The sequence below is a fragment of the Mesorhizobium sp. EU05-FHT14A09 genome (assembly GCF_058790995.1).
Genome location: NZ_JBYTDF010000001.1, coordinates 115989 through 130228, shown reverse-complemented (window position 1 = coordinate 130228; position 14240 = coordinate 115989). Strand labels below are relative to the sequence as shown.

Annotated in this window: 14 protein-coding genes; 2 read left to right on the top strand and 12 right to left on the bottom strand. The window is 63.8% G+C overall.

Going from position 1 to position 14240, the window contains the following annotated elements; all coding sequences use genetic code 11:
- Positions 1 to 266 precede the first annotated feature (266 nt).
- Positions 267 to 1655 carry a pyridoxal-phosphate dependent enzyme gene (locus tag AC3WTO_RS00580; protein WP_492460002.1) on the top strand — a complete coding sequence of 463 codons (1389 nt, stop codon included), beginning with the start codon at positions 267 to 269 and terminating at the stop codon, positions 1653 to 1655.
- Positions 1652 to 2821 carry a cystathionine gamma-synthase gene (locus AC3WTO_RS00575; RefSeq protein WP_492458738.1) on the top strand — a complete coding sequence of 390 codons (1170 nt, stop codon included), beginning with the start codon at positions 1652 to 1654 and terminating at the stop codon, positions 2819 to 2821. The genes AC3WTO_RS00580 and AC3WTO_RS00575 overlap by 4 nt, the downstream gene beginning before the upstream one ends.
- 205 nt (positions 2822 to 3026) lie before the next feature.
- Here AC3WTO_RS00575 and AC3WTO_RS00570 read toward each other — a convergent pair whose 3' ends face one another.
- The 12 genes from AC3WTO_RS00570 to AC3WTO_RS00515 form a co-directional block, all read right to left on the bottom strand.
- Entirely contained in the window at positions 3027 to 3398 is a 372-nt protein-coding gene (locus AC3WTO_RS00570; protein WP_492458737.1) for an endonuclease domain-containing protein, read from the bottom strand.
- Positions 3399 to 3451: 53 nt separating this feature from the next.
- On the bottom strand, positions 3452 to 3919 hold the full coding sequence (locus tag AC3WTO_RS00565; RefSeq protein WP_492458736.1) for a GNAT family N-acetyltransferase: 468 nt from the start codon (positions 3917 to 3919) through the stop codon (positions 3452 to 3454).
- Between the two features lie 31 nt (positions 3920 to 3950).
- Positions 3951 to 5030, bottom strand: coding sequence for an amino acid ABC transporter permease (locus AC3WTO_RS00560; RefSeq protein ID WP_492458735.1), 1080 nt, complete (start codon positions 5028 to 5030; stop codon positions 3951 to 3953).
- Positions 5027 to 6217 (bottom strand): amino acid ABC transporter permease, encoded by a 1191-nt coding sequence (locus tag AC3WTO_RS00555; RefSeq protein WP_492458734.1) that lies wholly within the window; start codon positions 6215 to 6217, stop codon positions 5027 to 5029. The genes AC3WTO_RS00560 and AC3WTO_RS00555 overlap by 4 nt, the downstream gene beginning before the upstream one ends.
- Positions 6218 to 6238: 21 nt before the next feature.
- Positions 6239 to 7273 carry an amino acid ABC transporter substrate-binding protein gene (locus tag AC3WTO_RS00550; RefSeq protein WP_492458733.1) on the bottom strand — a complete coding sequence of 345 codons (1035 nt, stop codon included), beginning with the start codon at positions 7271 to 7273 and terminating at the stop codon, positions 6239 to 6241.
- A gap of 337 nt (positions 7274 to 7610) precedes the next feature.
- Entirely contained in the window at positions 7611 to 8636 is a 1026-nt protein-coding gene (locus AC3WTO_RS00545) for an isopenicillin N synthase family dioxygenase (protein ID WP_492458732.1), read from the bottom strand.
- Positions 8633 to 8947 (bottom strand): hypothetical protein, encoded by a 315-nt coding sequence (locus tag AC3WTO_RS00540; protein ID WP_492458731.1) that lies wholly within the window; start codon positions 8945 to 8947, stop codon positions 8633 to 8635. The genes AC3WTO_RS00545 and AC3WTO_RS00540 overlap by 4 nt, the downstream gene beginning before the upstream one ends.
- A 17-nt stretch (positions 8948 to 8964) precedes the next feature.
- Positions 8965 to 9753, bottom strand: a complete 789-nt coding sequence (locus AC3WTO_RS00535) for an ABC transporter ATP-binding protein (RefSeq protein ID WP_492458730.1) — start codon at positions 9751 to 9753, stop codon at positions 8965 to 8967.
- Positions 9747 to 10736 carry an ABC transporter permease gene (locus AC3WTO_RS00530; RefSeq protein ID WP_492458729.1) on the bottom strand — a complete coding sequence of 330 codons (990 nt, stop codon included), beginning with the start codon at positions 10734 to 10736 and terminating at the stop codon, positions 9747 to 9749. Before AC3WTO_RS00530 ends, AC3WTO_RS00535 begins: the two co-directional genes overlap by 7 nt.
- Positions 10737 to 10747: 11 nt before the next feature.
- On the bottom strand, positions 10748 to 11779 hold the full coding sequence (locus tag AC3WTO_RS00525) for an ABC transporter substrate-binding protein (protein WP_492458728.1): 1032 nt from the start codon (positions 11777 to 11779) through the stop codon (positions 10748 to 10750).
- Between the two features lie 46 nt (positions 11780 to 11825).
- Positions 11826 to 13151 (bottom strand): O-acetylhomoserine aminocarboxypropyltransferase/cysteine synthase family protein, encoded by a 1326-nt coding sequence (locus AC3WTO_RS00520; protein WP_492458727.1) that lies wholly within the window; start codon positions 13149 to 13151, stop codon positions 11826 to 11828.
- 38 nt (positions 13152 to 13189) lie between these two features.
- Positions 13190 to 14233 carry an isopenicillin N synthase family dioxygenase gene (locus AC3WTO_RS00515; RefSeq protein WP_492458726.1) on the bottom strand — a complete coding sequence of 348 codons (1044 nt, stop codon included), beginning with the start codon at positions 14231 to 14233 and terminating at the stop codon, positions 13190 to 13192.
- Positions 14234 to 14240: the final 7 nt, after the last annotated feature.

Below are 14240 nucleotides of genomic sequence, written 5' to 3'. Positions count from 1 at the left end.
TAGGCGGATAGGACTGGCCAACCGCGCCTGCAACGCCATATTGTTTGCATGTGATTGGCGAAAACCATTCTCATGCTGAGCATGGTTGCGTCGCCTGGAGACCAGAATTCCGGAGAACTGAAACGACATTCTACTGATCGTCGATCAAAGGAAATTCTTTCCTTCGACAAGAAGCCATCGCTTCTGCGATCAGGACGCATGCCGGCAGCAATCCGGTAGGGAGCGTTGCGATGGGCGCGAAAGCAGAAACGGAACATGGTGGCGCGATGAAGCGGCTGCAGCCGCCCGTCGCATCGGTGCTCGACCTGATCGGCGAGACACCGATCGTGGAGCTGAAGAAGTTCGATACCGGCAAGTGCCGGCTGTTCATCAAGCTGGAAAGCCAGAACCCCGGCGGCTCGATCAAGGACCGCATCGCCCGCTCGATGATCGACCAGGCCGAACGCGACGGCCGGCTGCGTCCGGGCGGCGTCATCATCGAAGCGACCGCCGGCAACACCGGCCTTGGCCTTGCCCAGGTCGGTATCCCGCGCGGCTACCGCATCATCCTGATCGTGCCCGACAAGATGTCACGCGAAAAAGTGCAGCACCTGCGGGCGCTCGGCGCTGAGGTGCGGCTGACCCGCTCCGATGTCGGCAAGGGCCACCCCGAATATTACCAGGACATGGCCGAGAAGCTGGCCGCCGAGACCCCCGGCGCCTTCTACGCCAACCAGTTCTCCAACCCGGCCAATCCGCTGGCGCACGAGACCACCACCGGCCCCGAGATCTGGCAGCAGCTCGACGGCGATGTCGACGCGGTGGTTGTCGGCGTCGGTTCCGGCGGCACCCTGTCCGGCCTTGGCCGCTTCTTCGCCGGCGTCTCGCCCAAAACCGAGATGGTGCTGGCCGATCCGGTCGGCTCGGTGCTGGCGCCGCTGGTGAAGACCGGCGAGATGGTCGAGGCCGGCAGTTGGACGGTGGAAGGTATCGGCGAGGATTTCGTGCCACCGAACTGCGACCTTTCGCTGGTCAAGAAGGCCTATTCGGTGTCGGACCGGCACTCGATGCTGGCGGTGCGCGACCTGCTCTCGAAGGAAGGCATCCTGGCCGGTTCATCCTCCGGCACACTGTTGTCGGCGGCGCTGCGCTACTGCCGCGAGCAGAAGGTGCCGAAACGCGTCGTCACCTTCGTCTGCGACAGCGGCAACAAATACCTCTCCAAGGTGTTCGACGATTTCTGGCTGGCCGAACAGGGGTTGGCCGAGCGTGAACAGCATGGCGATCTCTCGGACCTGGTCGCGCGTTCGCATCGCGAGGGCGGCACGGTGTTCGTGGGACCGGACGACACGCTGCTCACCGCTTATGGGCGCATGCGGCGCGGCGACGTCTCGCAATTGCCGGTGCTCGACGATGGCAGGCTGGTCGGCATCGTCGACGAAGGCGACATCCTGGGCAATGTCGACGGGCCGTATGATGGCCGCTGGCAGCGTTTCGACCAGCCGGTGCGCACGGCCATGACCGCCGATCTGCACACGCTGCAGGCCAACCAGACGCTGGACGCGCTGCTGCCTGTCTTCGACCGCAACGAAGTCGCCATCGTCTTCGACGGCGACGAATTCGTCGGTCTCATCACCCGTATCGACCTGATCAACCATCTGAGGCGCAACCGATGACCATCCAGGGCAAGAACAGGCTCGCTTTCTCGACCCGCACCATCCATGGCGGGCAGAGCCACGACCCGACCACCGGCGCTGTGATGGTGCCGATCTACGCCACCTCGACCTATGCGCAGCAGTCGCCGGGCGTGCACAAGGGCTTCGAATATGCCCGCAGCCAGAACCCGACCCGCTTCGCCTTCGAGCGGGCGGTGGCCGATCTCGAAAGCGGTTCGGCGGCGTTTGCCTATGCATCGGGCCTGGCGGCGATCGCCAACATCCTGGAATCGCTCGATGCCGGCGCCCATATCGTCGCGACCGACGACATCTATGGCGGCACGTTCCGCCTGCTCGAACGCGTGCGCAAGCGCTCGGCCGGGCTGCAGATAAGCTTTGCCGATTTCACCGATCTCGCCGCCGTCGAGGCGGCGATCCGGCCGGAAACCAAGCTGCTGTGGGTGGAGACGCCGACCAATCCGCTGCTGCGGCTTGTCGACCTCGCCGCGGTCGCAGCGCTGGCCCGGCGCAAGGGCGTGCTCACGGTCGCCGACAACACGTTCTGCAGCCCTTACATCCAGCGGCCGCTGGAGCTCGGCATCGACATTGTCGTGCATTCGGTGACCAAATATCTCAACGGCCATTCCGACATGGTCGGCGGGGTCGTGGCGGTCGGCGACAATGCCGAACTGCGCGACCAGTTCAAGTTCCTGCAGAACGCAGTCGGCGCCATCTCGGGGCCATTCGACAGTTTCCTGGCGCTGCGCGGCCTGAAGACGCTGGCGCTGCGCATGGAACGCCATTCCGCCAACGGGCTTGCCATCGCGCGCTGGCTCGAGGCGCGTCCGGATGTGCGCCGTGTCCTCTATCCGGGCCTGGAAAGCCATCCGCAGCATCAGCTCGCCAAGGCACAGATGGATGCCTTCGGCGGCATGATCACGGTCGAGCTCGACCGCGACCTCGCCGGCACCAAGCGTTTCCTCGAGCATACGCGCCTGTTCGCGCTGGCGGAGAGCCTGGGCGGCGTCGAGAGCCTGATCGAACATCCGGCACTGATGACGCATGCATCGATCCCCGCCGCACAACGGGCAGCCCTCGGCATTTCGGATTCCCTGGTGCGGCTGTCGGCCGGCATCGAGGATGCCGACGACCTGATCGCCGACCTGGCACAGGCACTGGCGGCGTAGGTAATTCCCCTTCTCCCCTTGAGGGAGAAGGTGGCCGAGCCAAAGGCGAGGTCGGATGAGGGGTGCTGGACGGAGTGCGGCTTTTCAAGTTTGTGTCTTGCTGAGACAGGTGCTCGCTCCTGCAGCGCCTCGCTTCTTCCAACACCCCTCATCCGACTCGGCGCTACGCGCCGAGCCACCTTCTCCCTCAAGGGGAGAAGGCAGATCATCGCCATGGCTCGAGATTTTGATCCTTGGCATACGCAATGATGGTGTCGCAGACAGCATTCATTTCACGCAGTACTTCGTCATTCCAAAAGCGCAGAACTCGGAAACCAAGCGCCTTGAGAGCCATGGCACGCTGTCGATCGTGCACTGAATCGGCGTGTTGGCTGCCGTCTACCTCGACGATCAACATGGCATCTGCGCAGAAGAAATCTGCAACATATGAACCGATCGGCACCTGTCGACGGAATTTCAGACCCTCGAGCCGGCGACCACGAAGCTGTTCCCAAAGCCGTCCTTCCGCCTCGGTCATGTCGCGCCGCAGTGTCTTGGCAAAACTGCGCTTCCCGGGTTGAACAGGTGTATGTGGCATGCGAACAGCCTAGCTTGGCCAGCTGCTGTGCACCATCCCCGGAAAGAAACCCCTCAATACTCCAGCTCCCTGCGCAGCCAGATGACACGGCTTTGCCAGGGGGCTGCTTCGCTTATGCCTTCATAGGCGCGCAGGGCAGCGGCGTTGTCTTCCGGCATGAGCCAGCGCAGGTGAACCCAGTTGCGTTCACGACCGAGCTCGGTGAGGTGCGCGATCAGTGCCTTGGCGAGGCCGTGGCCGCGCGCGTTCGGCGACACGTAAAGGTCGTCCAGTTGCCCTGCCCTTTCGCCCGAGATCGTCTCGGGCAGGTCGAAGAACAGGGCGAAAGCGACAAGCGCGCCGCCGTTCCAGGCACCGACGAGCCCGGCCATCGGTTCGTCGAAAAGACGCAGCGCGGCTTCCGGCCTCGGCTGCCGGACTGCACCGCCCATGGCGGCGGCGTAGTCAGCCATCAGCGCGGCCAAGGCCGGCGCATCATGGCGAGCGAGCGGCCTGATCTCGATGCTGGTCTCTGACGGCATGGCGATCTCCGGTGAGACGATCGCTACAGGGTCAATGGTGTGGTGCCCTCAGCCGCGTCTCCAGCCAGCGGCTATAACGCGAGCTGCCGAAGCAGAACAGGAAATAGATGACGCCGGCAACCAGATAAGCCTCATCGTAGAAACCCAGCCATTTCGGGTCGGTGGTCGAGGCACGCGCCGCGTTGAGCAGGTCGAAGATGCCGATGACGGCAAGCAGCGAGGTGGCGAGCAGGAAGCCGATGGCCAGGTTGACCATGCCGGGAATGACCTGGCGCAGCGCCTGCGGCAGCACGATCAGCTGCATGGTGCGCCAATAGCCGAGGCCGAGCGCCTTGGCCGCCTCTTCCTGGCCATGCGGGATGGTCTGCAATCCGCCACGTACCACCTCGGCGACATAAGCCGACCAGAACAGCGTGATCATGAGGATAGCCCGCACCGTTTTGTCGACGAATTGGCCGCCGGGAATGGCCATCGGCAGGATCAGCATCGCGACATACAGGATCGCCACCATCGGCGTGCCGCGCATCAGTTCGATGAACAGCACCGCCAGCGTGCGCAGGCCGCCCATCTTCGAACGCCGCGCCAGCGCGAGGAGCACCGCCAGCGGGATCGAGAGCCCGAAACAGACCGACCAGACCAGCAAGGTGACCGGCAGCCCGCCCCACTGGTTGGACGGCACCGGCGATCCGGTCAGCGTTCCGGTCAGCAGCGCCCAACAGAGGCCGATGACCAACAGCCAGGCGATCAACAGTTCGCGCCGCCAGAAGCGCGGCTGAGCAGTGATGACGAGCAGGCCGAGCAGCAGGACGAGTGCCGCTGTCGGCCGCCATTGCAGGTCCTGCGGGTAGAAGGCGAACAGGATGAAGCGCAGCTTGGCTGTCACGAAGGCCCAGCAGGCGCCCGATGCCGCGGCGCAGTCCTGCGCCGTGCCGGTCCAGGTGGCGTCGAGCACCAGCCAGCGTAACAGCGGGGGCAACAGCCAGACCAGGAAGGCAAGGGTGAGCACGGTCAGCGCCGTGTTCAGCCTGGTGCCAAACAGGCCGTTCCACAGCGGTTTCCAGTCGAAGGAGCGGCGCATCAGCGGCAGGGAAGCGATATCGACGAGGCTCATCGCGAAACGTCTCCGCGCAAGGCGACCCTGCGGTTGTAGACATTCATCAGCGCCGACACCGACAGGTTGAGGGCAAGATAGATGCCGATCAGGATGGCCAGCGCCTCGAAGGACTGGCCGGTGGTGTTGGCGGTGGTGTTGATGATGGACACGAGGTCCGGATAGCCGATGGCGACCGCCAGGCTGGAATCCTTGGTCAGGTCGAGATAGCTCGACGTGATCAGTGGCGTGATGACGCGCAGCGCCTGCGGCAGCACCACCAGGCGCATGATCTGCCCCGGATGCAGGCCAAGCGCTCGCGCTGCTTCCCATTGCCCGCGCGAGACCGACTGGATGCCGGCACGCACGATCTCGGCGATCGCGGCCGAGAACTTCACGGTGAGGCCGGCCAGCAGTGCCGCGAATTCCGGCGTCAGGCTGTAGCCGCCGCGAATGTTGAAACCGCCGAGCACCGGCATGTCGAGCGCAAGCATGGCGCCGGTGGCCGGAAACGCCGTGCCGGCGGCAGCCAGCAGAACGAGCGTAGCGACTATACCATTGCCGAACCTCAGCCGACGGCGGCGGTACGCGGTGTAAAGATAGAGGCCATAAGACAAGACGATGGCGACCAGCAGCAACAGCGTCCGGCTGGAAAACTCCTCGAGAATGATGCCCGGCACGAAGACGCCGCGATTGGACAGGAAGAGAGCGTCGAAAGCCGACAGCGCCTGCCTGGGTGGCGGAAAGGACTTGGCGAGCGCGATCCAGAAGAACAGCTGCAGCAGCAGGGGCGTGTTGCGGATCAGTTCGACATACCAGCGCACGAGCGTCGCCAGAAGCAGATTGCCGGACAGGCTGGCGACACCGAGCGCGACGCCCAGAACAGTTGCGAGAACGCAGCCGAGCACGGCCACTTTGACGGTGTTGATGAGACCGGCGAGGATTGCCCAGCCGTAGAGATCGCCCGCCTTGAAGGCGATGACGCTTTCGCCGATCTCGAAATTGGCCGACCGTTCGAGAAAGCCGAAACCCGGCGTGACGCCGATGCGCCGCATGGTGTCGGCGACATTGGCGCCCAGCAGCCAGAACAAAGCGACGACCGCGACGAAGACAGCCAGCTGGATGAAGGGTCGTGGCCCCCACCAGCCGGTCAGCCGGCTCAGCAGGCCGGGCCGATCGCGGCCCGGCACGATTTCGGTCGTCGCCATGGTTCAGGAAGCTCGGTCAGCTCAGCGGAAAGGCGGCGAATAGAGCAGGCCGCCGTTCGACCACAGATTGTTGTAGCCGCGCTCCCAGCCCAGCGGCTTCAGGTTGCGGTCGAAGATCTCGCCGTAATTGCCCACCGTCTTGATGATGTTGTAGGCCCATTTCGGATCGAGGTTGGTGGCCTGCGCCAGCGAAGGATCGACGCCGAGGAAGCGCTGGATCGCCGGATCCTCCGACTTCAGGAACTCGTCGACGTTCTTCGAGGTAATGCCCCATTCCTCGGCCTGGATGGTGACGTTGACGGTCCAGTTGACCAGTTCCTGCCAGCGATCGTCGCCACCGGCGATGGCCGGAGCCAGCGGCTCCTTGGACAGGCGCTCCGGCAGGATGACATAGTCATCCGGCTTCTTCAGCTGGGTGCGCTTGCCGACGAGATCGGAACTGTCCTGCGTGATGGCGTCGACGCGGCCGGATTCCAGCGCGTTGATGAACTCACCGGTTTCCTCGATCGTCACCGGCGTGAACTTCTTGCCGGTCTTGCGGAAGAAGTCGGCGATGTTCAGCTCGCCGGTGGTGCCGCTCTGCACACCGATGGTGGCGCCGTCGAGTTCAGCTGCCTTGGTCACGCCGAGGTCCTTGCGGACCAGGATGCCCTGCCCGTCATAGAATACGGTCGGGCCGAAGTGGAAACCGAGCTGCAGGGCACGGGCGATGGTCACCGTCACGCCCGAAAGCAGGATGTCGAACTCTCCGGCCTGGAGTGCCGGCAGGCGCTGCTGCGGCGAGGAATTGGTGAACTCGACCTTGTCCGGCGTGCCGAACACGGTGATGGAAAGCGCCTTGCCGTAGTCGACGAAGAAGCCCTTCCACTGGCCGTCGTCGCCCGGTGCGAAGAAGCCCGGCGTGGTGCCGACGCCGACCTTGATTGCGCCGCGCTGCTTGATCTTGTCCAGCGTCGGGCCGGCATCGGCCACGCTTGAAAACGCGGTCGCTGCCACGACCAGCGACGCCGCCACCGTACGGCGCCAGAGGCCGCCGGGTTGCGATAAAAATGTCATCTCGATAACTCCTGATTCCGCAGAGCGGTTCCGTGCAGAACCGCTCAAGCCCTCTATGTTTGCGCAATTCCGGACGGAAAACCGCGATGCACTTTTCCTGGAATTGCTCTGACAGGCCGACCCGAAACGATCGCGCTCAGCCCCTTTTCGCCGACCCTGACAGACGGTAACTCCATAAAATTTGTAGACTAAGGAACGACAATCCAAAATTGCGCCATTCCGGGAAGCGCTTTGCCGAAAAAGAGAAGCTTTGGAGGTGGAAGCGGCGCGCGCTTGGTACTTCAAAAAAATTGGCCGGGCGTGAGCCCGGCCGAGGTGAGAGGAGACGAAATGCGGATCAGGCAGCGACCGAAGCAAAGCCGCTTTCAAGCAGGTCGGCATAGTGCCGCCTGGCGACGTCCGGATGCGAGCGCAGCCGGCTCTTCAGGACATTGGTGCCGACATTGCGGAATAGCGGATTGTCGGGATCGCTGGCTGGTCCACGCGCTTCCGCCGCCAGGTTGGATGGCAGGTCGAGCAGCGGGATCGAAGCGTCCAGCCGCGCGCTGAAGAAGAACGGCACCGAGAGGCGTTCGATGCCGGCGGGCGGCGTGACGACGCGGTGCACTGTGGCCCGCAGATAGCCGTTGGAAGCCAGTTCCAGCAGTTCGCCGATGTTGACGACCAGCGTGCCGGGGATCGGATCGACCGGCACCCAGCGTTCGTCATACTCGACCTGCAGGCCCTCATTGTGATCCTGCAACAGAAGCGTCAGGAACCCGCCATCCTTGTGCGCGCCGACGCCCTGCTCGCTGCCGGTGAGGTCGCGGCCGGGATAGCGCACGATCTTCATGCGGTGGTTGGGCTCGCCGGCATAGATGGCGTCGAAGGCATCCTCCGGCTGTTCCAGCGACAGTGCGAAAGCCTTGAGCAGGCGGATCGCCACCTCGGTCACCTGCGCCTGCCAGGACAGCAGCACCGGCTTCAGCTCCGGATAGAGCCTCGGCCACTGGTTCGGCCCCTGCAGGCGCGTCCAGGCGGCGACGCCTGGCTTCTGCGCGATCGGCTCGCGTTCGACGCCGATGTCGAGCTGTTCGCGCCAGTCGGCCTTGCCGCGCGTCAGCTCACCACCGGTGCGGGTATAGCCACGGAACTGCGGCGAGTTGACCATGGCGATCTTGAGCTTCTCGTCCTCCGGCAGTTCGAAGAAACGCCTTGCCGAAGCGAGTACGGTTTCGATCTCGCTGACGGCAATGCCGTGACCGGCAAGATAGAAGAACCCGACATCGCGGGCTGCCGACCTGAGGTCCGCCAGGAAGGTGCGCCGCTCCGACGCGCCCTGGTCGAGGCGGCTGAGATCGAGCACAGGTACGATTCTGGTCATGTTCGGGATTCCTCCGGTCTGTCCGTGTTGCCGAAAAGCCCACCCACCAAGATCGCGATCGCCGCTGCTGCCACCCCTAGCCACAGCAGTTCCGCCGAATACCGTTTGATGCCGAGAAAATGCCAATCCTTGCACAGCGCCATCGCCAGCGAGCAACGGTCCGACGTGTAGATCAGACAGGGCAGCGTGCGCGCCGGTGAGAAGCCGGTGTTCGCCATCACCTGCGCATAGACGACAGCCCACCACAGGATGCTGACCATCACCAGCAGAACGCCGGCGAGTTCGAGCCATGGCAAGGCAGTCCTGGCCATTCTTTTCGACCGAACGCTCATTCCGCGAACCCCAGTATCTCAAGTGCCTGCCGCCGCAGCGCGACGATGGTCGGGTCATCACGGCGGCGCGGATAAGGCAGGTCGACGGCGATGTCGGCCTTGATGCGGGCTGGACGTTCGGACAGCACGATGACGCGCTGCGCCAGAAGCAGCGCCTCTTCCACATCATGCGTGACCAGAAGCGCCGAATAGCCGGCCTGCTGCCAGAGCGACAGCAACTCCCGCTGCATGGAAAGCCTGGTCAACGAATCGAGGCGGCCAAACGGCTCGTCGAGCAGAAGCAGACGCGGGTCATTGACCAGGGCTCGTGCCAAAGCGGCGCGCTGCGCCATGCCGCCGGAGAGCTGATGCGGAAAGGCCGAAGCGAAAGCGTCGAGCTTGACCAGCTTCAGCGCCTCATCGATGCGGGACTGGCTGGCTGCCAGAATGCCGCGCGCCTGCGGCCCGACCGCCACGTTGTCGCGAACCGAGCGCCATGGAAACAGTGTCGGATCCTGGAAGACGAGAACGCGTTCCGGATCAGGCTTTGCGACCACGGTGCCTTCGGCGAAAACCGTACCGCGCACCGGCTGTTCCAGCCCGGCCGCCAGCCGCAGCAAGGTGGATTTGCCGCAGCCCGACGGGCCGAGCAGAGCGACGAACTCTCCCGGGGCGACGGAGAGGCTGAATTCCTGCAGAACCGGCAAGGCGTTCCCGTCCAGCTCATAGGCATGGGAAACGCCGTGGAATTCCACAGCGACACCAGCTATCGCCTGCCTATCGGGATGGATCGCGGCTGCTACCATTGCACCACGCCCTTCTGCCAGGACAGCAGGCGATCACGCGCCACGAACAGCAATTTCACCAGACCTGAGCAGATCAACGCCATGATGATGAGCGCGGCATAGACATTGGCGTAAGCCGAATAGGCGGTCTGGAACTGCAGGTACCAGCCGAGTCCGTATTTCGCGCCGAGCATCTCGGCGACAACCAGAACCGCGAAGGAATAATAGAGGCCCATGAACAGGCCTACGAAGACGTTCGGCAGTGCGGCGGGCACGGCAACACGCCAGACCAGGAAGCGGTTGTCAGCACCGAGTGTGCGGGCGACATCATAGTAGCTGCGGCTGGCCGAGTTGACGCCCGATGCCGTCAGGATCGCCACCGGCACGCCGGACGCCAGCGCGACCAGGAAGATGCTGGCCTGAAAGGTGGTCGGAAACAGGAAGAATGTCGCCGGAATCCAGGCGCTCGCCGGCACCGGGCCGATCAGCTTCAGGATCGGCATGCCCCAGTAAGAGAAGGTCTGCGACCAGCCAAGCGCGACACCACCGAAGAAACCGAGCACGATGCCGGTGGTGAAGCCGATGGACCACAGGCGCGCGGTATAGGCGATGCAGATCAGCAACCGCTCCCGGTCGACCACATAGACGTGCAGCAGCCCGTGCGGCGGCGAGAAGAACGGTTTCGGCAGCCAGCCGAACTTGGCGGTCACCAGCTCCCACAGCGCCAGCCAGACACCGAGCGCGATGAACCATGGTCCGTAATGCTGGAGCCAGCGACCGAACCGGCCCAGCCGATCGATCACGAGGGAAGCGAGCGCCAGCAGAACACCGCCGGCAACCAGAAGCCCAGCGAAGAGATCGCTACTACCCCATGGCACCACGTCCGGCAGGGCAACGGTCACGATCGCCGCCGCAATCCAGGCTGCAGCTGCGAGCAGGCCGCGCTTCCAGACGGCACCGCCGAGAGCGACGGGAAATGTGCCACCTTCGGCTGCCGCGCTCATGCCGTGCCGCCTCAGGCCAGGATGTCGACGGTGACGCGGCTGGCCAGTTCGGCCGGGCTGGTGGTCGGGTCGAGCACCTTGATCAGGGCAAGGTCATCGGCCGCCCACTTCACCTGGTCCTGCAATTCCTTGCCGATCGGGTGGTTGTGCAGGGTCCAGGATGCGATCTGGTCGCGGATGTCTTCCACCGGGAAGCCCGGATTGAGATTGTCGACGAACCATTTGGCGACTTCATCGGGATGAGCCGCGGAATATTCGTGGATGGCTATGTCAGCTTCCGCCAGCCTTCGGATGGCATCCCTGTTGGCCTCCAGGAAAGTCTTGTTGACGCCGAGCACGCAACAGACGGCGCCGTCGAAGGAACCGGTCTGCGTGTTGGCTACCTCGACCAGATCGAATTTCTTCTTGTGCGAATAGGCCCAGGGATCGAGATGGGCGAGTGCGTCGGCATCGCCCTTGTTCACCGTCTCGCCGACGAGATCGAACGGTACGTTGATCCAGTTGACGTCACGTTCCGGATCGAGCCCGGCCTTGGCGAGCGCGACCTGGAAGGAATGCTTCGGCGGGCTGGCGACATCGTAGGAAACGATGGTCTTGCCCTTCAGCCCGGCCAGTGTCGTGATGCCCGATGCCTTCGAAGCGAGCAGCCGGGTGCAGCCGCCATGCGAACCGACGAACAGCTTGACGTCGAGCCCTTGTTCAAGCGGCTTCACCCAATCGTAGAGCAGACCGGCGCCGGCATCGGTCTTGTTGGTGGCGATGGACTGGATCAGCGTCTGGCCGCTGGCGCCCTGATAGTAGAGTTCGATGTCCAGGCCATGCTGGGCATAGATGCCTTTCGACAGCGCGAAGGCGATCGGCGAGTGGCAGGCCGCGAACTCTGTCCACGACACCCGAACCTTGGTTGCATTGCCGGCAATAGCATAGCTGGTCGGTCGGGCGAGCAGACCAGCCGCCGCTGCTCCAGCGCCCAACACGCCGGCCGTCCGCAACAGACCGCGCCGGGTGAACTTGCGCCCGCTTGTGTTTTCAATCGATGCCATTGCCCTCTCCCACATTCCTCAGATCGCCAAGGTCCGCCGCCAATGCTCAGGCGGCCTTCCGTTCCTGTTCGCCGATGGCGCCGTCGAGCGCCTGTTCGAGATCACGGATGATGTCGTCGGGATGCTCGATGCCGATCGACAGCCGCACATAGCCGGGCGTCACGCCGGAGGAGAGCTGGTCCTCGGCGGAGAGCTGCGAATGCGTGGTGGTCGATGGATGGATGGCCAGCGAGCGCGCGTCGCCGATGTTGGCGACATGGTAGAGCAGCTTCAGCCCGTTGATGAAGCTGCGGCCGGCCTCACGTCCATCCTTCAATTCGAAGCCGACCAGCGCACCATAGCTGCCGTGTCGGAAGTAGGCATCGGCGCGACGTTTGTCCTCACCTTCCTGGTAGCCCGGGAAGATGACTGAGCTGACCTTGGGGTGACCCTTGAGATATTCGGCAACCTTCAGGGCGTTCTCGTTGTGTTGGCGGATGCGCAGCGGAAGCGTCTCCAGACCCTGCAGGAGCTGGAAGGCGTTGAACGGGCTGATGGCCGCGCCGACATCGCGCAGCAGCACGGTACGGATGCGCAGTACATAGGCAACCGGGCCGAGCGGTTTGGCCGCTTCCACCCAGACCTTGCCGTGATAGCTGGGGTCCGGCTGTGTCAGGGTCGGGAACCGGTCGGCATGCTCTTCCCAGGGAAAATTGCCGCCGTCGATGACGACGCCGCCGATCGAGGTGCCATGGCCGCCAATGTATTTGGTGGCTGAATAAACGACGACCGCTGCGCCATGTTCGAACGGCCGGATGATCAGGGGAGCCGCCGTGTTGTCGACGATCAGCGGCACGCCGAGCGAGCGGCCGATGTCGGCGACCTCCTTGATCGGGAAGACCTGCAGCTTCGGATTTGGCAGCGACTCCGCGTAGTAAGCACGGGTGCGCTCATCGGTGGCGCGGCGGAAATTCTCCGGGTCCGACGCGTCGACGAAACGCACCTCGACGCCGAAATGCTTGAGTGTGGCGGCAAACAGCGCCCAGGTGCCGCCATAGAGACCGGTGGACGAGATGATGTTGTCGCCGGCCCCGGCGAGGTTCAGCACCGAATAGGCCGACGCCGCCTGGCCTGATGAGAGAAGCAGCGCCGCGGCGCCGCCTTCGAGTGCAGCGATGCGCTGTTCGAAGGCATCCTGCGTCGGGTTGGAGACGCGGGTGTAGATGTGACCGACTTCATCGAGCGAGAACAACCGGTCGGCATGATCGGTGTCCTGGAACTGATAGGACGTGGTCTGGTAGATCGGCACCGCCACGGCTCCCGTGGCGGGATCCGCGCGCCAGCTGCCGCCATGCAGGGCAAGCGTTTCGGCAGAGAGATTTTCCAGCGTCATTTCGTCTGCTCCTCGTTTCGATCCATCGGTTTCGTGTTTCAGGCGACAGGCACGGCCTCGGTGCGCGCCTGGGCGGCGAGAAGATCGGCGTGATGGCGCGCGGCGACATCCGGATGCGAGCGCAGTCGGCTCTTCAGCGTGTTCTGACCCGAATTGCGGAACAGCGGATTGTGCGGATCGCGCGTGATGCCGCCGGCCTGTGCCTTGAGATGCGAAGGCAAGTCGAGCAGCGGCACCTCGGCGTCGAACGGCGCACCGAGGAAGAAGGCGACCGACAGACGATCGGTACCGGCCGGCGGCGTGACGACGCGATGCACGGTCGCCTTCAGATAGCCGTCGGTGACCAGTTCCAGCAGTTCGCCGATGTTGACTACGAAAGTGCCCTGGCGCGGCTCGGCCTCGATCCAGCGGCCATCCTCGATTTCGACCTCCAGACCTTTCTGCTTTTCCTGAAGCAGCAGGGTAAGGAAGCCACTATCCTTGTGGGCGCCGACACCCTGTTCGCTTTCGGTGGCATCGCGGCCGGGATAGCGGATGATCTTGATCAGATGATTGGGCTGGCCGCCATAGATAGTCTCGAACACATCACGGTCCTGCTCCAGCGCCACGGCGAAAGCCTTGAGCAGGCGCGTCGCCAGCCTGGTGAGTTCGGACTGCCATTCGAGCAGGATCGGCTTCAATTCCGGCAGCGCATCGGGCCACAGGTTCGGCCCTTGCAGCCGGGTCCATGCGGGCTGGTCCTTGCCGAACGGCAGCGCGGGTGCCTCCGAACCGATGTCGATCTGCTCGCGCCAGTCACGCTGGCCCTTGGTCAGTTCCTGGCCGACACGGTTGTAGCCACGGAAATGTGGCGAGTTGACCATTTCGATCTCGAGCTTGTCGGCTTCCGGCAGTGCGAAGAAGCGACGCGACGACGCCAGCACATCGTCGATCAGGCTTTGCGGGATGCCGTGGCCGGTGAGGTAGAAGAAGCCGACATCGCGCGATGCACGCTTCAGCTGACGGAGGAAAGCGGTCGGATCGGTTTCAAACAGGGAGAAATCCAGAACCGGAATGGATTGGATGGCGGTGGTATTGCTCACTTTCAGG